The sequence below is a fragment of the Roseateles violae genome (genome assembly GCF_030410485.1).
GTDB classification, from domain to species: Bacteria; Pseudomonadota; Gammaproteobacteria; order Burkholderiales; family Burkholderiaceae_C; genus Roseateles_D; species Roseateles_D violae.
On record NZ_JAUHHC010000003.1, the window covers coordinates 297,325 to 321,995 of the forward strand.

Below are 24,671 nucleotides of genomic sequence, written 5' to 3' on the forward strand. Positions count from 1 at the left end.
CGTGCCCGTCGGACTGCCCTCCCGCAATGTACCGGCTCGGCGCCCGGGCTATGCCATCACGCCATTGCTGATGTGCATTGCCATGCTGCCCTCGCTTCTGATGTATGTCGGCGCCACGACATCTCTATCGATTGGAACGCTGCTGGCGGCTTGCATTGCGTTCGCGATGCAGCAAAGCCATCGGCGGCTGGAGCGCTTCCCTTTGCGCTCCTTTACCCGCTATCTTCTGATTTCGTGTGCTGCATTGTCGGTACACCTGCTCCTAGCGCGGGCCCTCGGCGCTGTGGACTTTGCGCGCGCCTTCGGCTCCATGATCATGCTGGCAATTGGTTCGGCGGGTGCCGTTTCGGTTGCGATACTGCTCACCGGCACCAGCGATACGCAGATTCGCGCCGGCACGCGCAAGAGTCTTTTCGCATTGGGCGTTGTCGCCACATTGGGAATCCTCAAGTGGCTGCAGCCCGATACCCAAACCTGGGGAAAGTCTGCCTTCCCGTTCACGGAACCCTCGCATCTGGCTTTGTTTGCAGCGCCAATTCTTATTTTCACCTGCGTCATCTCCAAGCCAAGCACCCGCATCTGCTGCTTGGGGGCCGCCTTGCTGATCACGGCGCTGCTTCAGAACGTCACGCTGGTGGCCATCTGTATTGTCACGGCCGTGCTGTGTCTGCGCATTTGGCACTTGGCCCTGGTGGCCTGTATCGTGGTTCCCGCCGTGCTAGGCGCCGATCTGACCTATTACCTGGACAGACTGGATTTCAGTGGCGACTCGCAGAACTTGTCCAACCTGGTTTATTTTCAGGGCTGGCAGCTGCTGGTCGAGTCTCTTGAAGCAACTCGTGGTTTCGGCCGTGGCTTTCAGCAACTGGGCGTATTCGGCACCAACGCGCCAGCCGCAGAGTTGCTCTTTTTCCTGATGCAGGACTACCTCAACCTGCTCGACGGCGGCTTCACTTTGTCCAAGCTGGTCAGCGAGTTCGGCATCTTTGGCATGGCTCTGCTGGGCTTTTATGTCAGGTATGCGTTGCAGGCCGCGGCCTTGCTGCGTCGCGTAGCGTTTGGCCTCGCCAGGCCGCCGATCGTTCTGGCACTGGCGGCAAGCAGCATCGTCGGGTACGCCTTCGAGCTTCTGCTACGGGGCTCAGGGTACTTCACGCCGACCACGCTACTTTTGGCAGCGTCTCTGATCATCTGGCATCGCCATCACCGCAGGGTCAGGGCGATTCCGCTCACCGGTCCAGCCAAGGGATCCGGCCCAGCGGTGCCCCACTGACTGCGGCCACAAGACTGATCGGGCTTCGCACAAGCCCATTGCTCACGCTCTAACGCTCGATGATTTCTGTTGACTTCGACGATCTTATTTTCAGCATCCAGAGTTTTGGAGGCGCAAGCACATATTGGCGAGAAATGACGGCCCGTATCGCCAAGGATCCTCGCTTTTGTACGCATCACCTGAGGCCTACCAAGCGCTGGCGCGGCATTCCGGCTGGCAGCCGGGCGCAAGTCTTCCATTCGTCCCATTTCCGCGTGCCGTTTGGCAGCCGAAAAACCAACGCCATATCAACCGTTCACGATCTGAACTATGAGCTCGGCTACGTCCAAGCCTCCTTCGGCGCCAAGGTGAATATTCTTGAACGACGCATCTCTTACTTCACAGCAGACGCGCTGATTTGCATCTCCGAAAGCACGAAGCGAGAGTTGCTGGAGGTCTATCCACAGCTGCAAGCCCGGTGTCCGATCCATGTGATTCATCATGGAATGAGCGAACTGAAGAGTTCGCCAGAAGCGCAACGGATCGTCGATACCCATGGCAAGTTCGTCCTCTATGTCGGCGGCAGGAGCGGTTACAAGCGGTTCGACGATGCCCTCGCCGGCTTCCACATCTCGGGCCTCTGGAAACAGGATTACAAGCTTCTCTGCACGGGACAGGCGTTCACCGCTCAGGAACGGATTGATATCGAGAGACTGGGGCTGAGTGGCGTTGTCGACTGCGTGGGCAACGTGGACTCCCCCCTCCTCGCTGCCCTGTATGCTTCGGCGCATTGCCTGCTCTATCCTTCGATTCACGAAGGCTTTGGTCTGCCTCTGATCGAGGCCATGCAATGTCGCTGCCCGGTCGTCTGCGCAGACATCTCCTGCATGCCCGAGATCGTCGGAGATGCAGCCATCCTCGTTCGCCCTCAAACTCCCGACGACATCGCTCAAGCGCTGCTGTCCCTGATGGATCCGCAGATCAGAGGAATGCACATCGAGCGCGGGCTTACCCGTGCGGCGCAGTTCTCCTGGGACCGCTGCGCAGCCCAGCATGCCGACATCTATCAGCAAGTCGCACTGGCACACAACGCCGGTCGGAACTAAGCCCATCCCCGAGCGACTCCCCCAGAAATAGAAGCATGCCCTCCTTGTCTCAACTGCTATCCGCGGATCTCGACCGGCTTCGTTCACCCGCATCAAGCCGGTCCGCCATGGGCTGGCGCGCTCACCTGACCATTTTCAATCCCAGGTTCTTTCCGGTACTGATCATTCGCTTGTCGCGGTTTTGCCACCTGCGTCCTTGGTTACGACCGCTCGGGGGACTTCTCACCTGGATGAATGTCATCTTGTTTGGCATTGAATGCACGGCGAGGTGCAGCATTGGCCCGGGCCTGTTTCTCCCGCACACGGTAGGCACGGTCATTGGCGCAGTCGAGATTGGCGAAGGTGTCACCGTTTTCCAAGGGGTCACATTGGGTGCCGCAGCGCCGGATATGAGCTTTGATACCAGTTCGCGCCCGAGAATCGGCGATCGCGTGTCCATAGGCGCCGGCGCCAAGGTATTGGGTGGCGTCGTCGTTGGTTCCGACTCCCTGATTGGTGCCAACGCGGTGCTCCTGCAATCAATTGACGCAGGATCGGTTGCCGTGGGAGTCCCAGCCAGAGTGGTCAAAACCACCGCAGATCAGGCCTAGATGAAGTCTCTCGAAAACAAGCGCGTACTGCTGTGCGCCCCTAATTTTTTCGGCTATGAGCTGGAGATCCGTAAAGCCTTGCAAGCTCGCGGTGCGGAGGTCGACTGCATCCCTGATCGGCCGTTCACATCCCCCTTCTTGAAGGCCGTCACCCGGTATCGACGGAACTGGATACTCGGCTATGCGGACCGTCAGTACGAAAAGGCACTCTCGGGTTTCGGCCGGCAGCACTACGACCTGATCCTCGTCGTTCAAGGAGAAGCGCTCTCCCCTCGTTTCCTCCGATCATTGCGCAGCAGCTATCCCAGCGCACGCTTCGTTCTCTACATGTGGGATTCATTCAGGAACAAACGCCAGCTACTTGGCAATCTTGAGCGTTTCGATCATTCCCTGAGCTTCGACCCGCTCGACGCCAAGCAATACGGCATGACGTTCCGGCCCCTGTTCTACTGCCCGGATTTCGTCGATGCCACCGCCTTCACGGGAGAATACGAGTACGACGTCAGCTTCATAGGCACCGCTCACTCTGATCGGTACAGCCTAGTCCGTCAACTCTCAGCGGCGCTTCCGAAGGGCAGTAGCACCTATTGGTATTTATTCCTGCAATCCACCTGGATGTTCCATATCCAGAAGTTGGGAAATCCGTCGTTCGCTGGCTCGACCGCTACGGATTTCGCCTATGTCCCCTTGGCCAAGGCGGAGGTACAGCGAGTCTTCAAGGCCTCACGATCGGTGCTGGATATTGAGCATCCGGCTCAGACTGGCTTGACGATGCGCACTTTTGAAGCCCTTGCTGCGGGAAAGAAGCTGATTACCACAAATCGGAATATTCTCGAGTACGATTTCTTCGACCCGCAGAATATTCTCTATATTGACAGAAGCCAAACGCCAGATATCCCTGCATCCTTCAGCCAAACCCCGTACCGTCCCGTGTCCCCAGCGCTGATGGACAAATATTCGCTGGATGGCTGGCTCAACGATGTGTTGAACTGATTCAGGTCGCGAGTTTGTGCCAGACCTTGCGATTCACGAAGTCTGTATAGCTGACAATGATGCGCAAGACTTTGTCTGAAACATTGTCGGGAGCGTAGTCAGATACAAGCTGCAGCAGGCGATCCGCTCCACGCGGCTGCTGTTCAAGAATGCGCAATGCATCCAGCACCCGCTCCTTGTCCATTCCCACCATCATCACGGCAGCTTCCTCGAAGCCTTCGGGGCGCTCATGGGTCTCACGCAAATTGAGCGCTGGGAAGTTGAGGATGGATGCCTCTTCGGTGATCGTGCCGCTGTCGGACAGCACCGCACGCGCGCAGGTCTGCAAGCGGACGTAGTCGAGAAAGCCGAAAGGCTTCATGAAACTCACCAGCGGATGTCCGTCCCGCGCCCGGGGCAGTTCATCCAAGCGCGAACGTGTCCTTGGGTGGGTGGACACCACCACGGGCAGCGAGAACCGTTCGGCCAATTCGTTGATGATCGCCAGCAGCCGGGTTAGATTCTCCGGCGCGTCAACATTCTCCTCACGGTGCGCGCTCACCAGAAAATACTGCCCCTCGGTCAGCCCGAGGCGCTCAAGTACCGGCGAAGCCTCAATCGCGGGCCGGTTGTATTCCAGCACCTCCCTCATGGGGCTACCGGTGCAGATGATCTGGTCTGGCGGCAGGTTCTCGCGCAGCAGGTAGTTCTTGGCAATCTGGCTGTAGGTCAGGTGGATATCCGCCGTATGGTCAACGATGCGACGGTTGATCTCCTCCGGCACACGGAAGTCAAAGCAACGATTACCCGCTTCCATATGGAAAATCGGGATCTTGCGCCGCTTGGCGGCAATCACCGCTAAGCAGCTATTGGTATCGCCCAAGACAAGCAGCGCATCTGGCATGACCGCTTGCAGCACCTTGTCCACATTGGCGATGACTAGGGAGATGGTTTCCGCCGCCGTCGCTCCCGCAGACTCCAGGAAATGATCGGGCCTCCGAATACCGAGATCCTGAAAGAAAACTTCATTCAGCTCATAGTCGTAGTTCTGCCCGGTGTGCACCAGCACATGTTCACAGTACTGATCAAGCTTGGCAATAATGCGCGACAGACGAATGATTTCTGGGCGCGTACCGACGATGGTTAGGACCTTAAGCATGCACACCCTCGGCAATCAAACCTAGCCGCAGCACCAATTGCTTAACTTCCTCGATGGATAGACGCTGGGTATTATGCGAGGTGTAGTCATCGAAAGCAGACATGCCCGTCTGCCCTTCGACGAAGTACTTGTTGTAATTCAAATCACGCGAGTCTGCCGGTATCCGGAAGTAGTTGCCAAGATCTTCCGCGCGCGCCATCTCCTCGCGCGAAACCAGGGACTCATATAGCTTCTCGCCATGCCGAGTTCCGATGACCTTTATCTCATGTTCGGCGCTGACCAATTGCCGCAGAGCTTCGGCTAGGTCTCCAACGGTTGAGGCCTTGGACTTTTGCACAAAAATATCGCCCGGCTTGGCATGTTCAAAGGCATATAGAACCAGATCCACCGACTCTTCAAGCGACATCAGGAATCTGGTCATCTGAGGGTCGGTCACTGTCAAGGCCTGCCCATCTCGCAATTGCTGGAGAAACAGAGGAATCACCGAGCCGCTGGACGCCATCACATTGCCATAGCGGGTCGCGCACAGAACGGTTTTGCGAGGGTCGCAAAGTCTGGCCTTGGCCACCATCACCTTTTCCATCATGGCCTTGGACATGCCCATCGCATTGATGGGGTATACCGCCTTGTCTGTCGACAGAACCACCACGCGGCTGACACCTTGATTCATGGCGGCCCGCATGACATTTTCGGCACCCATGACATTCGTCTTGACCGCCTCCATCGGGTAAAACTCGCAGGACGGCACCTGTTTCAAGGCAGCGGCATGGAATACGAAGTCCACGCCGCTCAAGGCGTCATGCACGCTGTCATAGTCCCGTACATCGCCGATGTAGAACTTAACCTTGTCGCAATTGAGTGCGGCCCGCATATCCGCCTGCTTCTTCTCGTCTCGGCTGAATATCCGTATCTCAGCCAGATTGGATTGCAGGAAACGATCGAGCACAGCATTACCGAAGCTGCCTGTCCCACCCGTGATCAGCAGTACCTTTTCATCAAACATCTGACTTTTCTCAATTCTTATCGGCCATCTTCAGCCAAAAGCGCACATACGCCGCACAAGCTCGGCCCAGTCTGGTGCCAAATATCCCGTGGCTGCTTGGAATCTCTCCGAGTTGAGCGAACGGTCAATCACCATCCGGGCACTGGGCTCAATGACCACCGAGTGTCCATATTCCTGGGCGACCAATTGAAGCAGATCGAACTTGCTGATGGGGCTCGCCGATACATGATAAATCCCCCTCAGCCCGGAATGAGGCAATACATGCTCCTCAATCACACGCGCAAGCTCGACCGTTGGCAAGCCGGAAAAGATAGCGCGGGTATAGCCTTGAACAGAGCCTTGCTGGCCAAGAAACCAAGCTACCAGGCCCCGTTGGCTGCTCAGTTCGTGCCCGATGATAGATGTGCGCAGCGTGACCGCATGCTCGGCATCAACTTCGCCCATGAGCTTGCTTAGGCCATAGAGATCCCGCGCATCGGGTGGATCGTGCTCGCGATAGCCACCGACCGCGCCGGAGAAAACGCAATCGGTACTGACATGAATCATTCGCGCGCCCGCCAGACGGCATAGCCCAGCCAAGCGATGAGGTAACAGCGCATTGATCGGCAAGGCAAGCAAGGGGTCGTCGGCTGCCGCCAATTGTTTAACAAGCCCAACGCAATTGATGACGACATCCGGCTTGCCCTGCGCAATCACACCGGCCAACTGGTCCGCGCACCCGACATCGATCCCTGTGATGAGTTCAGCCCGCGGCGCTGCCGATTGAAGCTTCTGCTTCGCGCCGGCATCTCGCATCACACCGCAAACGCTGTATCGCGGATCCCGCGCAAACCAGCGCAGCACGGCATGGCCCAGCATTCCACTGGCACCGAGCACAAGCATGCGATACGGCTTCGTCACAAAGTATCTCCCGAACGATTGATGGCAGGCTGCCGCGCGGTCACAAGGATGGCCATCATTGCTCAGGCCAAACGTGTAGAACCCTTAATGCGATAGAAGCTGCGGCGCACGAAGCCCACGATCAGCTGGCGCCAGATGCCCCCATCCAGCGCCAACGCTGGATGACGTATCAATGCCTGCAGGAACCTACGCAGAGCCAAAGACACCCGGCCTGACTGCGCATGATGCTTCGATGCAATGGCCAAGGCCCGGGCGATCGCTCTCTCGCCATGCGTCGCTCCGGACTGCACAGACCAGAACGCTTCCATCACGCCGACAATCTCCTCGGCCCGCTTAAAGGTGATGACGGAGAACGATGCCTGCCCTTCATGAATGCGGTACTCCGACAAACATTCGGGCACCCGCACAAACCGCCCCACGCGCACTGCACGCAGCCAAAACTCGAAATCGGGCACTTGGCGCAGGCCAGCCTGCCAGCCGCCGACCTGCTCAAACACCGTTCGGCGGAACAAGGCCCCTGCACCAGGTTGACAGATCAAATCGACGCACAGCCGCTGTTCATCGAAGTTCTCGGTACGGACTTCGCGCAAACGCGCGCCCTTGGCATCGATCAGCCAGAAGTCGCAGTAGGCCACCGCGGCCGACGGATTGTCTTCGAGCGCCTTGACCAAGGTACTCACTGCGTTCGGGCACAGGCAGTCATCCGAACTCAGATACGCCAGGATCAGCCCACGGGACATCGTCCAGCCCCGATTCAATGTCGCGGCTTGCCCGGCATTGGCCTGCGTATGAACGCTCACCCGCCCGGGGTATTCGTCGGCATATCGCTGAGCGACCGCTAACGAGTCGTCGCTCGATCCATCGTCGATAACGATGTATTCCAGCGCAGGGTAATCCTGGGCCAGCACGCTCTCGATCGTCGCTCCCAGAAACTCGGCCTGGTTGTACACGGGAGTAACGATGCTGACGAGTACAGGATCTTTCATGGCTGAAGCACTGACATAGAAGACGAGCGGCTCAGGCGCCACCCAATAAAAAATGCCATCGCGAATACCAGCATCAGCCAGACGGCACGGATCAATGTCGAAGAAATGGCAGCTCCTGCGAACGAGAGTGCCGCGAACGCAGCCGCCAGCGGTATCGCAGTACCGCCCTCCTTGAAAGCACGGCCAATTGCAGCGCCCCGCTGGCGATACACCAGATAGAACAGTGCCGCAGAATCAGCACAGATCCGTATCAACCAGGCCAGTGCTGCCCCCTTCAAGCCCATGCTGGTACACAGCCCCCATAGCACCACCAGAAAGATGGGCAACTCGATGCAATAGAGCAAGGCCGGGGCGCGGTACTGCCCCGCGCCGTGCAACCAGGTCAGGGGAACGTGGGCCAAGCAATTGATCAGGATACCGATGGCGAAGATCTGCAGCAAGGGTGCAATTTCTTGTGCAAAACTTTCCCCGACCCATGCCTGCATCAATTCGATGGCAAACAGATTGAGCCCGGCCGCGATCGGCAACACGCAAAGAAAAAGCACTCCGAGCGCACGATCGAAAATCCGCCAGCCGTCCGCGTCCCGTCGAGCAGTTTTGGCGGCGAAAGCCGGCAGGAGAACGGAGGTCATGGCCGCTGGAATAATCCATACCTTGGTGACCAGTTCTTGCGGCGTGGCATAGAGCGCCACCGCCGCCGCGGATATCGTCGTTCCTATCAGAAAGCGGTCGACATAGCCCATGAATGGGCTGATCAGATTGCTCAGCGTCAGCCACCCTCCGGACACCAACAGGGGGCGGAACCAGGTACGCTGAGGCAGCATGCGACCACGCAGCTGCGGCACGGCATGCCACGCAAGCCCCCCGTGTACAGCACAGCCAATGATGCGCCCCCCCGCGAGCGCCCATGCCATCCAGACCAGATCCGGCCCGGCGAATATCAGCACCAGCCATGGCCCTGCAAAAGTCCACAGACCGATCGGGAGACGAACGCAATTCAAGGCAAAGAATGCGTGACGCGCCTCCAGCATGCCGCGCAGACCCGCCGTCAGCACAATGAATGGCATTGCCACCCCCATGACCATCGCCGCGCGAACGGCAGCCTCTGGATGTGCGCTGATCTTCAGCATGCCGCCCCCCCAAGGCGCCAGCACCAGCATCAGAACACCACCAACGCTGCCCAGAACTGCCATCAAAGCCAGTGCCGTGGCACTGGCGGGGCCGACCTCGTCATCACGATCTTGGTCGAACAAGATAGACAGCTGCTGCGTCAGAGACCGACCCAGGCCCAAGTCAAACAAGCCGAAGTAGCTGGTAATCGCCCAGATCAGCATCAACAGCCCAAAGCGCTCGGCCCCAAGCCCCTCCAGCAGCGCCGGGATGGCTCCCAGAGCGAGCAATAAAGGTGCGCCTAGCCCAATTAGATTGAATATTGTGTGTCGGGCGAGCTTCAAAGGCGTGCTTGGCGCAGCAAAAACGTTGGCGCATCGCATTGTACAAGTCCAATACCCGACTCGGCCGGCAGTCTCCGGGCCGTCGGAGGCTGCTGGTAACATCGTGGCTTCTTCCCGATTTGTGCACTGCTTGCTCGCCGGCAGGCCGAACGATCATCTTTGCCGTCAAGATTTTTTGCCATGTCCATCGTTCGACACATATTCCTGGTTCTCCTTGTGCTTTGGGCGACCACAAGTCCGGCATATGCATACATCGATGGCGGTTCCGCACACCTGCTGATCCAGGGCTTGATTGCTGCGGCAGTAGGCGCGCTGTACTACCTGCGTCATCCGAAGGAAATCTGGCGCTCCCTTAAAAAGCGCTGGAAGCGCGATCGTTCCTGATGCGGGTGAGCTTTCGCGACCCCGCCGGGCACCTGGAAGACAATGGCCAACGGATTCTTCGTCACGTTCAGGTCAGCGCACGGGCCGAAACCGAGGCCTTGCTCGACAGCGATCTGTACCGACAGCTGACACAGGAGCGCCTGCTGATCGGCGCCAGCAGCGTCGCGGTCCAATCGGACGGCGGTCTGCTGCTTGAGCATCCCCGGATTGCGTTGCCGAGCTATCCCTTCGAATGGACACCCGGCATGCTGGCGGACGCGGCGCGGCTGACCCTGGACATTCAAAGACGAGCTTGGGCGCAGGGTTGGACCCTGAAGGACGCTGCCGCCAACAATGTGCTGTTCGACGGTCAGCATCCGGTGTTCTGTGACCTGCTGTCATTGCGTCGCAGGCAAGGGGACGATGCTCCCGGCTGGCAGGCCTATGGCCAGTTCGTCAGGCATTTCGTCCTGCCCTTGCTCGCGGTCGCCGAGCTGGGTCGCATGCCTCGGGACGTGTTCCTCGCGCACCGCGACGGGCTGCGGGCCGCAGAGATCTCCCCCTTCATCCCCTGGTATTCGCAGATGAGTCTGGCCATGTGGCTGCATGTCAGGCTGCCCGCTCGACTGGAGCGACGCCGGATCAGCCAAGCCCAGCGCACCGCGGCCAATAGGCCGACAAGCAACGCCGGCGACGGCACGCCCTGGCTGTTAAACAATCTGCAGGGCTTTATCGATCGGCTGAGCAGCGGCCATCAACTGAGCACATGGAGCGCCTATACCGGCAATCGCGACCACTATGCGGACGCAGAGCTCGAGGCCAAACGCAGGGCCATCGCCAGCATTGTGGCCGAGGGTCGCTACGCATGCGTGCTGGACGTGGGAGCCAACAACGGCGAATTTTCTCGGCTTGCGGCACAGCATGGTGCTCGCCAGGTTGTCGCGCTCGACAATGATCTCAATGCATTGGATGTGCTGCATCGCGATAGCCGCACGGCCGGACTTCCCATTCAATGCCTGCACGCCGACATGGCGCGCCCCACGCCAGCAACCGGCTGGCAACTGAACGAGACGCTACCCCTGCCGGAGCGCTTCGCGCAGCGTTTCGATCTGGTATTGATGCTGGCCGTCGTCCATCATCTGGTCGTGACCGAGCGTTTGCCGCTGCCGCAGTTGTTCGAGACCTTATCAAACTACTGCCGCGATACATTGCTGATCGAATTCGTGCCGCGCGATGATCCACGCTTCATCGAGATCGCCGGACCCAATATTGCCCTGTTCGACCATTGGGATCTGAGCTACTTTCTGGCCGCCGCCCAACCCTGGTTCGATCTGCGGCAGGAGATCCCCATCTCCAGCCAACGCCGCTTGCTGCGCCTACGGCGGCGTTGACACGATGAATCACTGGCCTTCCCCCGGAGCCCAGGCGCTTCGCTACGCCCTGCTGAGCCTCGCATCCCTGGCCGCCATCGCACTGAGCGAGTCCATCCTCCAGAGCCCGAGTTCGCTGTACGTCGCCTTCCAGCCCGCGACCTTCGCCAATGAAAGCTGGGCGCTGCTGGCGCTGGTTTCCAGCATGGCGCTGGCAGGCGCGTGGCTGGACCACCCAGGACGGCAGCGCTGGCTGTCTGCGGCAATCCGCGGACTATTGTTGTTGCTGCTCTTCGTTGGCCTGTTTCAGATATTCAGACGCACGTTGGCCTCGCCGCTGGTTTTGAGCGCTGCTCTCAAGGCCGGCTTGCTGGGATTGTGCGTTGTTGCCACCATCTCTGCCGCTTGGCGGCTTAAGCCGGCGGCTCAGTGGCGGCTCGCCTCTGCCTGCGGCATCACCGTACTCGTCATGTTCGCACTGCAGCCTGGCATGCCTGGCTACTTGCTCAATATGCTGTATCCGCCGCAGGCGAGCCCAGTCATCAGCGATACGCCGCAAGGGGAGAATCCACGCCGCACCATTGTGCTCATCCTTGACGAATGGGATTTTGAGATCTCACAGCGTGAACAGCTATTCACGTCGGAGCCGATGCGCAGAATGCTGGCTCAGAGCTTCTTTGCTGAGCATGCCATGCCTGCCGGCCCAAGTACTCTCAGTTCAATTCCGGGCATGCTCACCGGCAGACGCTTCGGCAAAATCGATAGCGGTGGCGCCGGCTTCTTGCTCAACACGCAGGGTGAGCGTTTCGATGCCAGCACGCCGATGCTCTTCAACGATTTGGCATCCGCGGGGAGGCCGCATGCAGTGGTCGGCTTCTACCATGACTACTGTGCCGTGGTGCGTACGGCCCGGGCCTGCTATGCCGAGCCCGCGCAGTTCTTTCCTGGCTGGTGGTCATCGCTGTCGCGTGCCTTCAAGCGCCAGCAGGAATTCGACTATCCCTATTCGGACTTCCTGCGGCAATGGAGCGGCACTTTCCAGAAGCTGAGCAATCGAGCCATCGTGGAAGCTGCGGATCCACGCAACACCATGGTCTGGCTGCATTTGAACGTCCCACACCCCCCGGTAGCCGCAGCCGGCGCAACGCCGCGCTCGCTGATCGAAGACTACCGCGCGAATCTGCAGCAGATGCTGACCCTGATTAGCGAGCTGCAGACCACCCTGCAGCGCGCCGGCAACGACAGCGCCCTGGTGCTGACATCGGATCATTGGTTGCGGGAGAAAGAGCTCTGGGCAAGCGTCTACGAGCGCCAGCGCGGCCCGGGCAGTGGCAGCGCCGGCAAGAGCGACGACCAGCGCGTTCCCTTCATCGTCTGGTTCAGCGGCGCCACAAATCAGGGTATCAGCAGCGCCGTTCCAGTGAGTACGACGGCGCTGCGCGCGCTGGTGCCGGCCCTGATCGAGGGCCGCATCAACAACCCTTCCGAGGTCGCAGCATTCTTTGCCGAGCGCAAGGATCCGGTCGAGCCGATCAAATAGCTCAAACGGCGCCAGTGTTCATTGAGGTGATGGCCATCATGACCGACACCATCAGCACGCCGATGACCGCGCCGATCAGCAGGATCGCCACCGGTTCGATCAGCGCCATCGCCTGCTTCTGACGCTGGCGAGCGGCCTCGGTCTGCATGCTGCCCAGCGATATCAGCATCGCATCCAAAGTGCCGGAGCGTTCGCCCACCTTGATCAGATTGAGCCGGGCAGCCGGTATCCAGCGGGAATGCTGGAAGCACTCATAGAGGCTGCGGCCATGCTCGAGCTCGCGAGTCGACGAGTTGATCAAGCGCGCGAAATCGCGCAGACCGACCGCACCATGCGACAGGCGCAACGCCTCCAGCAGGGGCACGCGGTTGCGCAGCATAGTGCCCATCAAGGTAGCCCAGCGCCCGACCTCGGCGTCGCGCAGCCATGGCCCAAGCACAGGCGCTTGCGCCAGGCGGTCCATCAACGTCTGGCGCAAACCCGGGCGCGACAAGGCCACCACCGCACCCATCACCACCGCGGCAGCCAACAGCCCGAGCAGCAGCAGATTGGCCTTCATCGCCACCGCGGTCTCTATCACCCACATCGAGAACTCCGGCACATTGGCCCGCGAGCCTTTCAATAGCGGCGCAAAGCGTGGGATGACGCCGATGAAGATGATCAGCACGGCCGCCATGCCGGCCGTCACCAGCACGGCTGGATAGATCAGGGCGTTGCGCAGTTCCTGGGTGATGCGCAAGCTTTGCTCCAGCTGCTCGGCCGCATCGTTCAGCGCACTGGCAATCTGACCGCTGGCTTCACCAACCCGCACCAGCGTCAGCAGGTGGTCCGGCAGCACCAGGCCGCTATCCAGCACCGCGGCATGCAGGCTTTGACCGGCTCGCACCGCCTTCAAGGTAAGTGACAGCGCACCGCCGAGCGCCGACTCCGCATGGCCGGCAGCCAGCGAGGACAGCGCCTCCTCCAGCGTAACGCCGGCCTTCAGCAGGGTTCCGAGCTCACGCAAGGCCACCACCTTGTCGGTCGCCGTGATGTTGCGTCGGCCACGCAGCCCGGGCGCCTGCGCAGCCGCATCCCCGTCCAGTGACTGCAGCTCCAGCGGGCGCAAGCCTTGGCGCATCAACTCACGCGCCGCTTGCGCCTGATCGCGCGCCTCCACCTGCCCGCTGACCTCGCGGCCCGCGACATCCTGAGCTCGATATTTGTAGCCGCCGCTCATGCCACCGGATCGTCCTGGGCACTGGCGGCGCGCAACACTTCGTCCAAGGTGCTGAGACCGCGCGCAGCCTTGATCAGCCCGTCTTCCACCATCGAACGCCGCCCATCGGCATTGGCCAGCTGCGTGATGCGATCAATGCTCGCGCTCTGGGCAATCTCGTGCTGGAGGGCCGGTGTCACCGTCACCAGCTCGTAGACGCCCACCCGGCCGCGGAACCCCGTGCCGGAACAAGCAGCGCAACCCTGGGCCTGCAGCCAGCCCGCTTGTGCAGGCGCCTCGGCCAGTGCCGGCAGACGCGGCCTCAGACGCGCCCAGCGCTCGTCCAGCGGTCCTCGGTCGGCAGATGCCACTGCGCACTCGGGACATAGTCGACGGACCAGGCGCTGAGCCATCACCGCCCGCAGCGCCGCGGCGACCAAATACGGTTCGATCCCCATATCGACCAAGCGGTTAATTGCCGACAAGGCATCGTTGGTATGCAAGGTAGCCAGCACCAGATGGCCGGTCAGCGCAGCCTGCATCGCGATCTCGGCAGTTTCACGATCGCGGATTTCGCCGACCATGATGACGTCGGGATCATGGCGCAGGATGGCGCGCAACGCGCGCGCGAAGGTGTAGCCAATGTCCGACTGGGTCTGGATCTGCACCACGCCCGGCAAGCGCAGCTCGACCGGATCTTCCACCGTGATCAGCTTGCGATTGCCGTCATTGATGTGCGAGAGCGCACTGTAGAGCGTCGTGCTCTTGCCCGAGCCGGTGGGGCCGGTCACCAGCACCAGGCCATTGGGCCATTGCAGCCACTCCCGGAACTGGGCCATATGGTCCGGCTCCATGCCAATACGGTGCAGACCCACATCACCACGTTCCTTGGGCAGCAGACGCAACACCAGCGATTCACCGTAGACGGCTGGAATCGACGAGATGCGGATGTCCACTTCGCGTCCGGCCACGCGCGTCGAGATCCGGCCGTCTTGTGGCAGCCGCCGCTCGGCGATGTCCAGCCCGCCGACCAGCTTGATGCGCGAGGCTATGGCCGGATAGCGATCCATGGGCATGCTGCTGCGGGTATGCAGTACGCCGTCGATCCGGAAACGCAGCATGCACTCGCGCTCGCCAGGCTCGACGTGGATATCGGATGCCCGCGCTTCCAGTGCCTGGGCCATGGTGTTGTTGACAAAGGCCACCACGGGCGCATCCTCGGCCAGTTCGCGCAGCGCGCGCGCGTCCAAGGCGCCGCCCAAGGCATTGACCTCAACCCGCAGACGCCGCGCCCAGGTTTCGGCATCATTGGGCAAGAGCAGATGCCAACGCAGGTTGCCCGCCAAGGGTTCATCCGCCAGCGCCTCGCGCACATCGATGTCCAGCGGATCAGCACTGGCAACCAGCAGATCGCCAGCCTCCTGCCACAGCAACACCTGCCGATCCAGCCACCAGGACATCGGCAGGCGCAAGGCCGACATCGTGGCGCGCAGCCCGGCCTCGTCGAACTGCTCGGCGCTCAGCAGGGGGCAGGCCAGTTGTTCGGCAAGCGCCGCATACAGCGTCTGGGTGGAAATCGCACCAAGGCGTACCAGCACCTCGCCGATACGCCCACCCTGACGCTCCTGCACCAGCAGGGCATTCTTGATCTCGGCAGGTTTGACCAGACCCTTGGCCAGCAACAACTCGCCAATCAAATGAGCTTTCATGGGCAGCGAGTCAAGATCACTTGCCCGGCTGCGAAGCTGCACCCGCCGGCACCGGCGCAGCGGGCTCCATCCCCAGCGGAGGATACAGCCCCGTCGCATCCTGCGGCTTTTGGACATCCAGCGCAGCAGGTCGAGCCGTTTGCGCCCAAGGCCCCAGCATCTTGCGGAACGCGTCGGTCAGCGACTCGGCATCGTGACTGTCGTTGAGGATGTAGGGCGTGATCAGGACCACCAGTTCACGGCGATTTTCGGCCTTGGTCTTGTTGCTGAACAAGGCGCCAATGCCAGGTATGTCCTTCAACAACGGTATTCCCGCGTTGCCCTGTGTGCTGTCATTCGATATCAAGCCCCCCATCAGCACGGTCGAACCATTCTTGAGCGTCAGCTTGGTCTCCAGCTTGCGCGTGCTGAACGTCGGCGAATTGTTCACGCCGGTATTGGTTGAGGCAGCCGCACTCACCTCCTGCTGCACCTCGAGATCGACTTGATCGCCCGAATGGATCACTGGCTTGACCTTGAGGATCACACCCGTGTTGCGATACTGAATGGTCTGCAGCACCGCCGACTGCGTCGGCAAGGTCACCGAGCCCGTGGTGGTCTGCTGGCTCGTGATGATGGGCACTTCCTGCCCCACCTGAATCGTTGCCGTCTCGCCATTGCGCGCTTGCACGCGAGGGCTGGAGAGAATCGTGGCCTGATTGGTCGAGGCCAGCGCATTGATGACTGCTCGAATTTGCCCGACCGTGTCAAACACACGGAAGGTCATACCGCCGGATCCGATCGACAAGCCGCCCAATGTGCCGCCTACGATCTGAGCGCCATTGCTCATCGCATGCGTGGCCAGCCATTCGACCCCCAGCTGGGCGTTGTCTCCCAGGGCCAGTTCGGCCACCGTCACCTCGATCAACGCCGCCTTCGCCGGGCGATCCAGCGTTTGCAGCAAGGAGCCGATTTGCGTGTACTGATCGGCGTCGGCCTGGAAGATCAGCATATTGGACGACTGATCCACGACCACCGACGTCGCGCTACCGCCAGTCGGTGCAGCATTTGCCGCTGCCGGCGGTGTCGTCGTCGCGGTGCGGACTCTACCGCCGCTCAGCAACTGATCCAGGGTCTTGGCCAGATCCGCAGCATCCTTGTGCTTGACCTGGTAGGTGAAGTAGTTCTTGCCGATCCCACGCTCATTGGGTTTGTCCAATGTCCGCGCCCAATTGGTCACATGCTGGAGAACCTCGTCGCTGGCCGCGAATACGAACACCTGGTTGACGGCCGATACCGGCATCAACACGATCGGATAACGAATACCCCCCTGGTTCAGCTGTCCCACCGGGGCCACGGCATAGCCCTGCGCGGTCATGACCTCAGCGAGCCTGCGCGCAAGATCATCAGCCGACCAGTAAGCCGGAGCGAGCGCAATGCTCTTGCGGCCGCTCATCAATGGCTGATCAAGAACGCGCAAGGCCTCCAATGCAGACTGCAAATTATCCGGCGTACCGCTGAGCAACAGGGCATTGCGCCCGACGTCCTCCTGCACATTGACGCGCGTGCCAAACAGCGTCTTCAGCCAGTTCGCGACATCGGTCTGCCGCACCACTTGCAGCTCCACCAGCTGAAACACCGGCCGCAGCGGCAGCGGGGTGTCGGGCGAGGCGGCGCCCCGTCGCAACTCGGGCAGATTGCCCAGCTGAGCATTGTCGGGCACCACACGCAGCAGGCCGCCCGCGTCGATGGCGGCGACACCATAACTCTTCAAGAGCAATTTGACGGCGTTGTCCAGTTGCTCAGGTGGCTGTGGCGCCCCGGTGCGAAATGTCACCAGTTCCTTTCGAGCCTGCACCGCCGGATCGATATTGACATTGCGCTTCAGTATTTCTGCATAGACGATCTGGATGAAAACCGGCAATGGCACTTGCTGCAGATTGATCGTCGCTACTTCCCCCGCCGTCGCCTGCGCAGCAGCGCGCTGCTGATCCGCCGCTTCGCGACCACGCGCAAAGTTGGAGGGCTGGGCCACCGGCGGCTGCGGTAATGCATTGACCGTCAGATCATTGCGGCGGGACATCTCGTTGCCGCTGGCCGTATTGCTTTGTGCCGAGACCGGCAACGGCAAACTCGGCGGCAGCCCGGGAGCCACCGGCGCGCAAGCGACAAGCAAGCTTGCACAAGCCAACGGAATCAGCAATGGCGAACGCCGGCGCAGGGTTTCAATCACGAAGTTCAACTCCAAAGCGATAAAGCTTTCTACCAACTCTTATGCACACTTGATTGCCATCGACAGCCTCGATCACATGGCCGCTGGGCAGCTTCTCACCCACCTTGAGCCGCTGCGGCGCCTTCTGCACGTCCTCGAACAGCACCAGGGCTCCACCGTGCTTGCCGGAACCATAGACGCCGGCCAAGCGCCAACGATTGTTCTCGATAGGCGCCTCGCTGGCCGCCTTTATCTCCGGCCCCCAGACGCTGGACGACGCCACCTGCACCACCATTGAAGTAGCATCATTCTGACTGGGCAGCGCGGCCAACTCCCAACGGTCGCTGCGGGGCTGGACCATGGCCGGCACCGGCTCTGGCGGCAGCCTGCCGAACCATCCCGCCAAGCCAGCGGCAGACAGCAGCAGCAGGACATGCTTGGGTCGCAGATCCTGCATCATGTCCTGCGTTCCTCGTTGCGGAACAGCACCCTGACTTCCAGCTCCGCGCGGGCCGGCTGCGCAACGGGGCGCAAGCGCAGACTCTCGACAACCATGACCTGGGGCGAACGTCCGAGCTCGGCCAACAAAGCCATCAGGCCAAAGCGGTTCATATCGACCACCAGCCGTGCCCGCAAAGGATAGACGTTAGCACCCACGAGTCCATTCGCACCCGGCGACGCGCTAACCGTCAACTCACGGACTGGCAACCCAGCCTTCTCGGACCAGGAGCGCAAGGTATCTTGCAACGCTGCTTCGGCCAGTCCTTGGCTCGCAGCGGACCACATCATGGACTTCGCCGTCTCCAGATGCTTATGCGCCTCCTCGGCACGCTGCACCCACTGGCCGGCCGACTGCAAGGGCTTGAGCCGCTCCATCTCGACACGCGCCTCATCGGCCTCCCCCCGCCAAACCTGGGCCTGATCCTGGAGCAACATCACCAGCCAGATCCATAGCGTAGCGGCGATCAGGAACAGCCCCAAACGCAGTCGCACATTGCCACGTAACTCGGCCCGGATCTGGCTCAGGCCTTGACCGATCGCTGTTGAATCGCCGGATGCTTCGACACCCACTGTCATGACTTTCCCGCCTGTTGAGGAGCTACCGGCTTGGGCAACTCAGGGTTGACGGGCAGTTCGGCCGCACCACGCTTCAGACCCGAGTCATTGCTGCTCCTGCCAGGTGGCCGAGCCGCCGATAACTTCATCTCGAAAGTCGCCCAGCTGCGGACCCCGGCATCTTTGACCTCACTGACCTGGGTGAACCAGCCTCCGGACTCCAGATCATTGACGACCTTGGCCCGCGACAAGTCGGTCGGCAACTCAAGCCCGACACGCAAGGACTGCGGCCCCAAGTCCAGTTCCTTGACCGTGATGCCCTTGGGCAGCAATTTGGCCAAATGATCGATCACCTCAAGCGGAAAGGGGGCGGTCAGCTGCTTGATCAAGACCGCGCTCTGATCGGCCGCCGCCAGCGCTTTGTCTCGCGCTGCCAGCAAGGGTGCGGCATCTTGCTTGACAGCCTCCAGCGCTTGCCGCGCGGCGATGCTCTCCTGCCTTGAATCCCAGGCATCGCGCGCCGCCCAGGTCGTGAAGGCCAGCAGGGAAAGCACGGTCACACCCATCAGCAAACGCTCATTGCCAAGCGCTGCATACCCCAGCTGATCGGCACGCAATACCGGCCGCAGCGGTTTGAACCAGGCCAGGCGCTCGAGTTCGGGCAGCACCTCGGCATCCCGGCGAGAAACTCCCATGCGGCTTTGGCGGCCAAAGGCAACCCATTCGTCCAGCGCCGGCTTTTGCGCCCACCAGCGGCTCGCCAGCAAGACGCCATTAAGCCAAGCCTGACCTTCGCATCCCTCCAAGCATTCAACCAGATGCAAGCCGTCGGATGCGGGCTCGTGAAGAAGACTTTCTGGCCAAAGCTCCGAGGCTATGCGCTCGTCAAGCTCAAGAGCCCCCCGCTCAAGCGCAAAAACCTGAGCCTGATCACCGAGCAGATCGACAAGAAAAACACTATCGGGAAACGGCTGCCAAGCGGCCAACTGCGCCTGCAAAGCCCCTGCTCGATCGGCCGGCGGAACCCCGGCCAGGTTCACACAGCGATAGCGCAACAGCCCGCGCGCCAGCAGCCAGGGCCCGCGCGCCGCCGCGCCAGCGGGCCGAAACAACCCCTCACGGGTCAAGCGGGCGAGACGATCCGGAGCGAGCGATGGCCTGGCTCGGGACAGGAAATTTCGCAACGGGGTTGGCAACGGCAGAAGTGGCATTGTTGGAGTCAGGACGGTCAGTCTGGCGAACCTCGTGGATCAGCCAAGGCGCTGCGTTACCCGTCGGCAGAATCAAAAGATTGTACTCAAGCGCCTGTGGCAGACCGGGCGCCCAGACCTGAAGACGCTGGACATTGCTGGCATGGAAGAGAAGATGCTCACCGCCGAAAGGAATACCGGTTGCCGCGGTAGCGGCGGCAGCATCGAAGAATGGTGCATTTTTCCGCAGAGTTTCAAACAAATCCCACTGCTCATTTGATACCTTGGGCCAGATACTCTTCAGCAAATTCAGCGGGGCGGTATTCGGATTGAACAATTTGTCCCGCCTTATCCCCACCCAGGGCGACAACTTGGCCCGCAGAGCCGGCTCGGACTGCCAGCCGGGCATCGCGGCCAGCTCGTCCACCGACAGCAACCAGCCGTTGCGCGGCGGCGGCAAGCCCAGCGCCGAGTAGTCCTGTGCTTCGGCGCCGTTGAGGCGTCGCAGATTGTCGATGTCGGCATAGTCTTCCACCACGTCCATCAGCGAAGCCAGTTGATCGGCACGCGCCCCCAAACCGAGCAGGACGTTAGCCAGCCCTTCGCGATCCAGGACGTTGAGGGACAACAATCCGCGCTCGTCCTGCAACTGCACGATCGCCCCCTCCGCAGTCTGAAGACGACGACCATCCAGGGGCAAGGGTTGCTCATCGACAAATCCAGCCGAGGCCAGGCCGATCGGTCGTGTGCTGAGCCAATACAGCACCTGCGCCCTCGCACTGTTCGCCGCCAGTCGCGCATCCGCATACGATTGCAAGGTCCGAGCCTGGTCCCGCAGAGCGTCTATGCGCAGCGCAAAACGTGCCGCGACAATGGCCACCACCGTCAAGGCCACGGTCACGAACAGCAGCACGTAACCGCGCTCGCCGGATTTGACAAGACCCGCCCCTCGCCGGCGCCGATACCTGCTCAAGGGAGCGTCTCCGGGTCAATACGCTGCCCCAAGGGCTGGGCAGAGGCCTGCGGCCGCGCGACGACCAGCCAGGGCTCGTTCGCACCAGGGTCCAGGGCAATCAGGCGCGGCAAAGCCTGGGGCCTGCCGAAGGCCGGCGGCCACTGCGATTGCCAGTCCCCGGCATCATCCAGATAGCGCCATGCGCCACGCTGCCCCGACCAATCCATCAGGACCGCCGGCGGCGAGCCGACTTCCCCTACGCTCAACTGCAGCTCACTGCGCCCGCGCTGCTCATCAAAGCGGATCTGCAAGCGCATCCGGTTCGGGCCCCTGCTGGCGACCAGAGGCAGCAAGGTGCTGACGCCCGACAGCTGCCGCTCATCACCGCGAAAGCGGTCCGCCGTCTCGGCAAACCCCGGCATCAAACCCTCGAGGCATTGCTGGACCCAGATGCGACGCAAGGTCTCCACCTGACCGGCCAGTTGCTGCCCCTGCAGCAACTGCTCGATGCGCGCCACCTGGAACAGCGCCTGCGACATCAGTCCCGCGACCATGGAAACCAGGACAAGGGTGACGAGCGTCTCCAGCAAGGTAAAGCCCGCCATCCAGCGCGGCGCCTTCCGCATCGTCGACACAGCGCGCACGCGCGACTCAGGGCTCATCGGGCCGCCTCGTCGGAGCCGCCTGTCCCAGCAGTTCCAGGCCCGGCTGCAGGAATTCGAACCGGGTGCGCGTCGAACCATCTGCATTGCTCGCCGTGACCTGAACCCGATACAGGCCGACATTCCAGCGCGGCGGCAAGGTCGCCCGTGTTGGCTGGCTCGGGCGCATCGGGCTCACGAGATCCGCCCGCCAGACCAGCTTCAGCCCGCCCTGGCTGCGCTCGCCAGCGGGCTCGACAAAGGGATTGAGGTCCGCCAGCAGCCCCTCGGCGAGCAATTGCTGCTCGACCTCGGCCTGACGGGCCTTGAGGCGGGACGCCATCTGCATGTTCTGGCCCAGCCAGGCAAACAATGCGGCTCCGCTGGCGGCCAGGATGGTCAGGGCCACCAGGGCTTCGAGCAGGCCGAAGCCGGCAATATCTCGATCAGACTTCTTCATAGGGTCAAGCAGGCGGGAGCCAAGCCGGCAATCAGGGGAGAACCCGCCCCGTCACCGCCTCTATCTGCCAAACCTCGGCCCGCCCCCCTGGCTTGCTGCGCACGCTCAGCCGCCCACCCGAGGCCACGCCCATGGCGCTGTAGCGCAGCGGTTGCTCGAGACTGAATTCCAGTTCCGCGGGCAAATCAGGTAGCAGTGCACGCAAGGCCGGCGCATCCAGTTCCAATACCGCCCCCTGGCGGAAGGCGGCCACCGGCAAGCCCTGCAGGGCGGCGCGTAAATCGTCGCGCCAGCCGCGCTCCTGCACGGCAGCGATCCAGCGCGAGGCGGCTGGCAGAACGAAACCGATGCTCAAGGCCGCGATGGTCAGCACAACCAGCAGCTCAAGCAGCGTGAAGCCGCGCGAACGCGGCAACGCCTGCCGCCGCAATCTCATCTCACTGCGCCGCCGGCAGCACACCCAGGTCCGCAGCATCACCGGTCCCGCCGCGCTTGCCGTCCGCACCCATCGAGTAAAGCGCAAAAGGCTGGCCATCGGCGCCCGGCACGGCATATTGATAGGGATGTGCCCAGGGATCTTCCGGCAGCGCCCCATCCAGATAGGGACCGCGCCAACGCGCGGCCACCGCTGCATCGGCCGGGGCCTTGCTCAGCAGGGCAAGCCCTTCCTCCGGCGTGGGGTAGCGTCCGATATCCAGCCGCAGGCTCTCCACCGCACCCCGCAGCATCTTGACCTGGGTGGTCGCCGCCGTGATCTTGGACTGATCGACCTTGGAGAACAGGCGCGGACCGACGAGGCCGGCCAGCAGACCGATGATGACCAGCACCACCAGCATTTCCAGCAGCGTGAAACCCAGGCTGCGGCCGGCGCGCTGGCGCGCCCGGTACGAATCTCGGAAGGAATGCATTGCTGTGTTTTCGTGGAGTCAATCAACAAACGGCACATGCCGCAGCCGGCATTGTAGACAGACATGCCGATGGCGCCGGACGACACCAAACAGACAGGCAAGAAAAAAGGGCGCCTTGCGGCGCCCTTTCAAACCTCACACTTTTCAGTGATCGATTAGTTCGTACCCGGACGGAGCAGCGGGTAGGAGGTCAGCGAGTCGGTCGCGCCGGTCGTGCGGTTGTAGTTCATGTTGTTGAACACACCGGAGATGGTGTTGTTCGGAGCCGCGATGACCAGCTTGACAGCCAGACGGGTACCCGTGCTCAGGGCGGGGCAGATCTTGTTCACGTCGATGAACAGCTGCTTGCCAGCCTTGATCACGTAAGCGCCATTCACGGCCGGGCAGCTCACGCCGTCCTCCGTGATCACCGAAGCCTCGACCGTTGCATCCGCCGAGTGCTGGCTGGTCAGCACGACGCGCGCCAGATAGTCGGGGTGGATGGTCGCGAACGGAGCTTGCAGCTCGGTGCCATCACGCGTGATGGAACCGATCGGCGCAGCAGGCACGTCAAGCGAGTTCGCAGCGGTCGCCGGCGTCAGGTCCAGGGCTGCGTTGATGGTCTGAGCGGCCACGGCGGTGGTGCCGTTAACCACATAGCACAGGTCGCGGCTGTAAGCCGCCGCGCCCGTCACCGGCAGTGCGAAGTTTGCGCTGGTCTTCGCAGCATTCAGCGTCAGCGCGGCGCCAACGGTCGCGCAACCGTCGGTGCTGGTGTTCAGCGTGCCGGCAGCCGAGAAGTCACCGGTGAACACGGCTTGCGTCGTGGCCTGAACCAGGTCTTCCAGTTGGACTTGCGTGCCAGCGGTGTTCAGCACGCCCGGCGCCACCGTGAACGACAAAGAGCCGACCTTGGAGGTCAGCACGCTGGCCGTCGGCACAGCAGCGCCGGTGGTGGTTGCGGTCGTGAACTTCTTGAAGGAAGACTCCACCGAAGCCGTGGTCGTATTCGTCGTCAGGCTCCAAGCCAGGCCAGAAGCAAACTTCAGCAGATCGCCGCTGTTCTTGTACAGCGACGTGCCAGCAGCGTTGTTCACTGCAGCAACAGCGGTTTCGTACAGAGCGTAGGTGGTGCCCACATTGGCGGCATTGCCGTTCGTCACATGCAGCGAAGGCAGCGTGATCACGAGCGCGTCAGAAGCAGCGTGACCGGCACCGGCAGCGGTGACTTGATAAATAACGTACGTATCACCAACAGCGCCACCCTGCACAACGGTGGAGTTAGCAAAAGCCAGCGTGCTGTTCACAATATTCGTGCCAGCAGCAACAGTGGCCAGCTTTGCACCGTTCAAGTCAACGCGCACATAGCGGTCTTGACCGCCGCTGACGCCGAAGCCCAGCTTGGTCGCGATGGTTTGACCAGCAGCAATCGCAACACCCGGCGCCGTCGAGCTGAAGTTCAACTCCTTGGCAAACGTACCGGTCGTCGTGGACGTGTCCAGATTAACCGAAGCGAATGCAGCGCTTCCAACCAGCGCACCGATCGCCAGAGCGGTCGCCTTAAACACAAATTTTTTCATTCGGTGAACTCCACTAGGGTTATGGAAAAAAACTCAATCAATGATTCGCGAATCACACGCGCCGATTTGCACGCCCGAGGATTCTAGGGCAACAAATGGCGACGGCGTC

24 protein-coding genes are annotated in these 24,671 nt (G+C 61.4%); 7 read left to right on the top strand and 17 right to left on the bottom strand.

Going from position 1 to position 24,671, the window contains the following annotated elements:
• The first annotated feature begins 1 nt into the window (after nt 1).
• The 4 genes from QWJ38_RS11730 to QWJ38_RS11745 are packed head-to-tail and all read left to right on the top strand — an operon-like array spanning nt 2 to nt 3,941.
• Complete coding sequence (locus QWJ38_RS11730; protein WP_290359268.1) at nt 2-1,273, top strand: hypothetical protein; 1,272 nt, start codon at nt 2-4, stop codon at nt 1,271-1,273.
• Between the two features lie 59 nt (nt 1,274-1,332).
• Nucleotides 1,333-2,358: a glycosyltransferase family 4 protein gene (locus QWJ38_RS11735; protein WP_290359269.1), complete on the top strand. Its 1,026-nt coding sequence runs from the start codon at nt 1,333-1,335 to the stop codon at nt 2,356-2,358.
• Nucleotides 2,359-2,393: 35 nt separating this feature from the next.
• Nucleotides 2,394-2,948 carry a serine O-acetyltransferase gene (locus QWJ38_RS11740; protein ID WP_290359270.1) on the top strand — a complete coding sequence of 185 codons (555 nt, stop codon included), beginning with the start codon at nt 2,394-2,396 and terminating at the stop codon, nt 2,946-2,948.
• Nucleotides 2,949-3,941: a WaaS/CpsH family glycosyltransferase gene (locus QWJ38_RS11745; protein WP_290359271.1), complete on the top strand. Its 993-nt coding sequence runs from the start codon at nt 2,949-2,951 to the stop codon at nt 3,939-3,941. It begins immediately after the preceding gene.
• A 1-nt stretch (nt 3,942) separates the two neighbouring features.
• Here the strand turns inward: QWJ38_RS11745 and wecB are convergent, their stop codons facing one another.
• The 5 genes from wecB to QWJ38_RS11770 form a co-directional block, all read right to left on the bottom strand.
• Nucleotides 3,943-5,079 (bottom strand): non-hydrolyzing UDP-N-acetylglucosamine 2-epimerase, encoded by a 1,137-nt coding sequence (wecB, locus tag QWJ38_RS11750; protein WP_434063972.1) that lies wholly within the window; start codon nt 5,077-5,079, stop codon nt 3,943-3,945.
• The gene (locus QWJ38_RS11755) at nt 5,072-6,082 is read right to left on the bottom strand and encodes a polysaccharide biosynthesis protein (RefSeq protein WP_290359273.1); all 1,011 of its coding nucleotides are present in this window, start codon (nt 6,080-6,082) and stop codon (nt 5,072-5,074) included. The genes wecB and QWJ38_RS11755 overlap by 8 nt, the downstream gene beginning before the upstream one ends.
• Nucleotides 6,083-6,112: 30 nt before the next feature.
• Nucleotides 6,113-6,982 carry a dTDP-4-dehydrorhamnose reductase family protein gene (locus QWJ38_RS11760; protein ID WP_290359274.1) on the bottom strand — a complete coding sequence of 290 codons (870 nt, stop codon included), beginning with the start codon at nt 6,980-6,982 and terminating at the stop codon, nt 6,113-6,115.
• A 62-nt stretch (nt 6,983-7,044) separates the two neighbouring features.
• The gene (locus tag QWJ38_RS11765; RefSeq protein ID WP_290359275.1) at nt 7,045-7,968 is read right to left on the bottom strand and encodes a glycosyltransferase family 2 protein; all 924 of its coding nucleotides are present in this window, start codon (nt 7,966-7,968) and stop codon (nt 7,045-7,047) included.
• Nucleotides 7,965-9,524 (bottom strand): flippase, encoded by a 1,560-nt coding sequence (locus QWJ38_RS11770; protein WP_341850497.1) that lies wholly within the window; start codon nt 9,522-9,524, stop codon nt 7,965-7,967. Before QWJ38_RS11770 ends, QWJ38_RS11765 begins: the two co-directional genes overlap by 4 nt.
• 78 nt (nt 9,525-9,602) lie before the next feature.
• On the opposite strand from QWJ38_RS11770, the gene QWJ38_RS11775 reads away from it, so the two are divergent.
• The 3 genes from QWJ38_RS11775 to QWJ38_RS11785 are packed head-to-tail and all read left to right on the top strand — an operon-like array spanning nt 9,603 to nt 12,695.
• Entirely contained in the window at nt 9,603-9,806 is a 204-nt protein-coding gene (locus tag QWJ38_RS11775; protein ID WP_290359277.1) for a hypothetical protein, read from the top strand.
• Nucleotides 9,806-11,176, top strand: coding sequence for a class I SAM-dependent methyltransferase (locus QWJ38_RS11780; RefSeq protein WP_290359278.1), 1,371 nt, complete (start codon nt 9,806-9,808; stop codon nt 11,174-11,176). The genes QWJ38_RS11775 and QWJ38_RS11780 overlap by 1 nt, the downstream gene beginning before the upstream one ends.
• A 4-nt stretch (nt 11,177-11,180) precedes the next feature.
• Entirely contained in the window at nt 11,181-12,695 is a 1,515-nt protein-coding gene (locus QWJ38_RS11785; protein WP_290359279.1) for a sulfatase-like hydrolase/transferase, read from the top strand.
• 1 nt (nt 12,696) lies between these two features.
• Here QWJ38_RS11785 and QWJ38_RS11790 read toward each other — a convergent pair whose 3' ends face one another.
• The 12 genes from QWJ38_RS11790 to QWJ38_RS11845 form a co-directional block, all read right to left on the bottom strand.
• Complete coding sequence (locus tag QWJ38_RS11790; RefSeq protein ID WP_290359280.1) at nt 12,697-13,914, bottom strand: type II secretion system F family protein; 1,218 nt, start codon at nt 13,912-13,914, stop codon at nt 12,697-12,699.
• Nucleotides 13,911-15,602: a GspE/PulE family protein gene (locus QWJ38_RS11795; protein WP_290359281.1), complete on the bottom strand. Its 1,692-nt coding sequence runs from the start codon at nt 15,600-15,602 to the stop codon at nt 13,911-13,913. Before QWJ38_RS11795 ends, QWJ38_RS11790 begins: the two co-directional genes overlap by 4 nt.
• A 16-nt stretch (nt 15,603-15,618) precedes the next feature.
• A complete protein-coding gene (locus QWJ38_RS11800) occupies nt 15,619-17,814 on the bottom strand; it encodes a secretin GspD/PilQ domain-containing protein (protein WP_290359282.1) in 2,196 nt (731 codons plus the stop codon).
• A complete protein-coding gene (locus QWJ38_RS11805) occupies nt 17,807-18,253 on the bottom strand; it encodes a hypothetical protein (RefSeq protein ID WP_290359283.1) in 447 nt (148 codons plus the stop codon). The genes QWJ38_RS11800 and QWJ38_RS11805 overlap by 8 nt, the downstream gene beginning before the upstream one ends.
• Nucleotides 18,250-18,870 carry a hypothetical protein gene (locus tag QWJ38_RS11810; protein ID WP_290359284.1) on the bottom strand — a complete coding sequence of 207 codons (621 nt, stop codon included), beginning with the start codon at nt 18,868-18,870 and terminating at the stop codon, nt 18,250-18,252. Before QWJ38_RS11810 ends, QWJ38_RS11805 begins: the two co-directional genes overlap by 4 nt.
• Nucleotides 18,867-19,976 carry a hypothetical protein gene (locus QWJ38_RS11815; protein ID WP_290359285.1) on the bottom strand — a complete coding sequence of 370 codons (1,110 nt, stop codon included), beginning with the start codon at nt 19,974-19,976 and terminating at the stop codon, nt 18,867-18,869. Before QWJ38_RS11815 ends, QWJ38_RS11810 begins: the two co-directional genes overlap by 4 nt.
• Entirely contained in the window at nt 19,966-20,952 is a 987-nt protein-coding gene (locus QWJ38_RS11820; protein ID WP_290359286.1) for a type II secretion system minor pseudopilin, read from the bottom strand. Before QWJ38_RS11820 ends, QWJ38_RS11815 begins: the two co-directional genes overlap by 11 nt.
• A 56-nt stretch (nt 20,953-21,008) precedes the next feature.
• Nucleotides 21,009-21,656, bottom strand: coding sequence for a prepilin-type N-terminal cleavage/methylation domain-containing protein (locus tag QWJ38_RS11825; protein ID WP_290359287.1), 648 nt, complete (start codon nt 21,654-21,656; stop codon nt 21,009-21,011).
• Nucleotides 21,646-22,095: a PulJ/GspJ family protein gene (locus tag QWJ38_RS11830; RefSeq protein ID WP_290359288.1), complete on the bottom strand. Its 450-nt coding sequence runs from the start codon at nt 22,093-22,095 to the stop codon at nt 21,646-21,648. Before QWJ38_RS11830 ends, QWJ38_RS11825 begins: the two co-directional genes overlap by 11 nt.
• 31 nt (nt 22,096-22,126) lie before the next feature.
• Entirely contained in the window at nt 22,127-22,531 is a 405-nt protein-coding gene (locus tag QWJ38_RS11835) for a prepilin-type N-terminal cleavage/methylation domain-containing protein (RefSeq protein ID WP_290359289.1), read from the bottom strand.
• Nucleotide 22,532: 1 nt separating this feature from the next.
• The gene (gene gspG / locus QWJ38_RS11840; RefSeq protein ID WP_290359290.1) at nt 22,533-23,003 is read right to left on the bottom strand and encodes a type II secretion system major pseudopilin GspG; all 471 of its coding nucleotides are present in this window, start codon (nt 23,001-23,003) and stop codon (nt 22,533-22,535) included.
• A 155-nt stretch (nt 23,004-23,158) separates the two neighbouring features.
• Entirely contained in the window at nt 23,159-24,562 is a 1,404-nt protein-coding gene (locus tag QWJ38_RS11845; RefSeq protein ID WP_290359291.1) for a hypothetical protein, read from the bottom strand.
• Nucleotides 24,563-24,671 lie beyond the last annotated feature (109 nt).

Bases quoted from the DNA above. Each gene is read 5' to 3' on its own strand.
- gspG (WP_290359290.1), bottom strand. From the start codon at position 23,003: ATGCATTCCTTCCGAGATTCGTACCGGGCGCGCCAGCGCGCCGGCCGC.
- QWJ38_RS11785 (WP_290359279.1), top strand. From the start codon at position 11,181: ATGAATCACTGGCCTTCCCCCGGAGCCCAGGCGCTTCGCTACGCCCTG.
- QWJ38_RS11825 (WP_290359287.1), bottom strand. From the start codon at position 21,656: ATGAGCCCTGAGTCGCGCGTGCGCGCTGTGTCGACGATGCGGAAGGCG.
- QWJ38_RS11745 (WP_290359271.1), top strand. From the start codon at position 2,949: ATGAAGTCTCTCGAAAACAAGCGCGTACTGCTGTGCGCCCCTAATTTT.
- QWJ38_RS11795 (WP_290359281.1), bottom strand. From the start codon at position 15,602: ATGAAAGCTCATTTGATTGGCGAGTTGTTGCTGGCCAAGGGTCTGGTC.
- QWJ38_RS11775 (WP_290359277.1), top strand. From the start codon at position 9,603: ATGTCCATCGTTCGACACATATTCCTGGTTCTCCTTGTGCTTTGGGCG.
- QWJ38_RS11790 (WP_290359280.1), bottom strand. From the start codon at position 13,914: ATGAGCGGCGGCTACAAATATCGAGCTCAGGATGTCGCGGGCCGCGAG.
- QWJ38_RS11830 (WP_290359288.1), bottom strand. From the start codon at position 22,095: ATGAAGAAGTCTGATCGAGATATTGCCGGCTTCGGCCTGCTCGAAGCC.
- QWJ38_RS11735 (WP_290359269.1), top strand. From the start codon at position 1,333: ATGATTTCTGTTGACTTCGACGATCTTATTTTCAGCATCCAGAGTTTT.
- QWJ38_RS11755 (WP_290359273.1), bottom strand. From the start codon at position 6,082: ATGTTTGATGAAAAGGTACTGCTGATCACGGGTGGGACAGGCAGCTTC.
- QWJ38_RS11740 (WP_290359270.1), top strand. From the start codon at position 2,394: ATGCCCTCCTTGTCTCAACTGCTATCCGCGGATCTCGACCGGCTTCGT.
- QWJ38_RS11805 (WP_290359283.1), bottom strand. From the start codon at position 18,253: ATGATGCAGGATCTGCGACCCAAGCATGTCCTGCTGCTGCTGTCTGCC.
- QWJ38_RS11770 (WP_341850497.1), bottom strand. From the start codon at position 9,524: ATGTTACCAGCAGCCTCCGACGGCCCGGAGACTGCCGGCCGAGTCGGG.
- QWJ38_RS11810 (WP_290359284.1), bottom strand. From the start codon at position 18,870: ATGACAGTGGGTGTCGAAGCATCCGGCGATTCAACAGCGATCGGTCAA.
- QWJ38_RS11780 (WP_290359278.1), top strand. From the start codon at position 9,806: ATGCGGGTGAGCTTTCGCGACCCCGCCGGGCACCTGGAAGACAATGGC.
- wecB (WP_434063972.1), bottom strand. From the start codon at position 5,079: ATGCTTAAGGTCCTAACCATCGTCGGTACGCGCCCAGAAATCATTCGT.
- QWJ38_RS11845 (WP_290359291.1), bottom strand. From the start codon at position 24,562: ATGAAAAAATTTGTGTTTAAGGCGACCGCTCTGGCGATCGGTGCGCTG.
- QWJ38_RS11765 (WP_290359275.1), bottom strand. From the start codon at position 7,968: ATGAAAGATCCTGTACTCGTCAGCATCGTTACTCCCGTGTACAACCAG.
- QWJ38_RS11835 (WP_290359289.1), bottom strand. From the start codon at position 22,531: ATGAGATTGCGGCGGCAGGCGTTGCCGCGTTCGCGCGGCTTCACGCTG.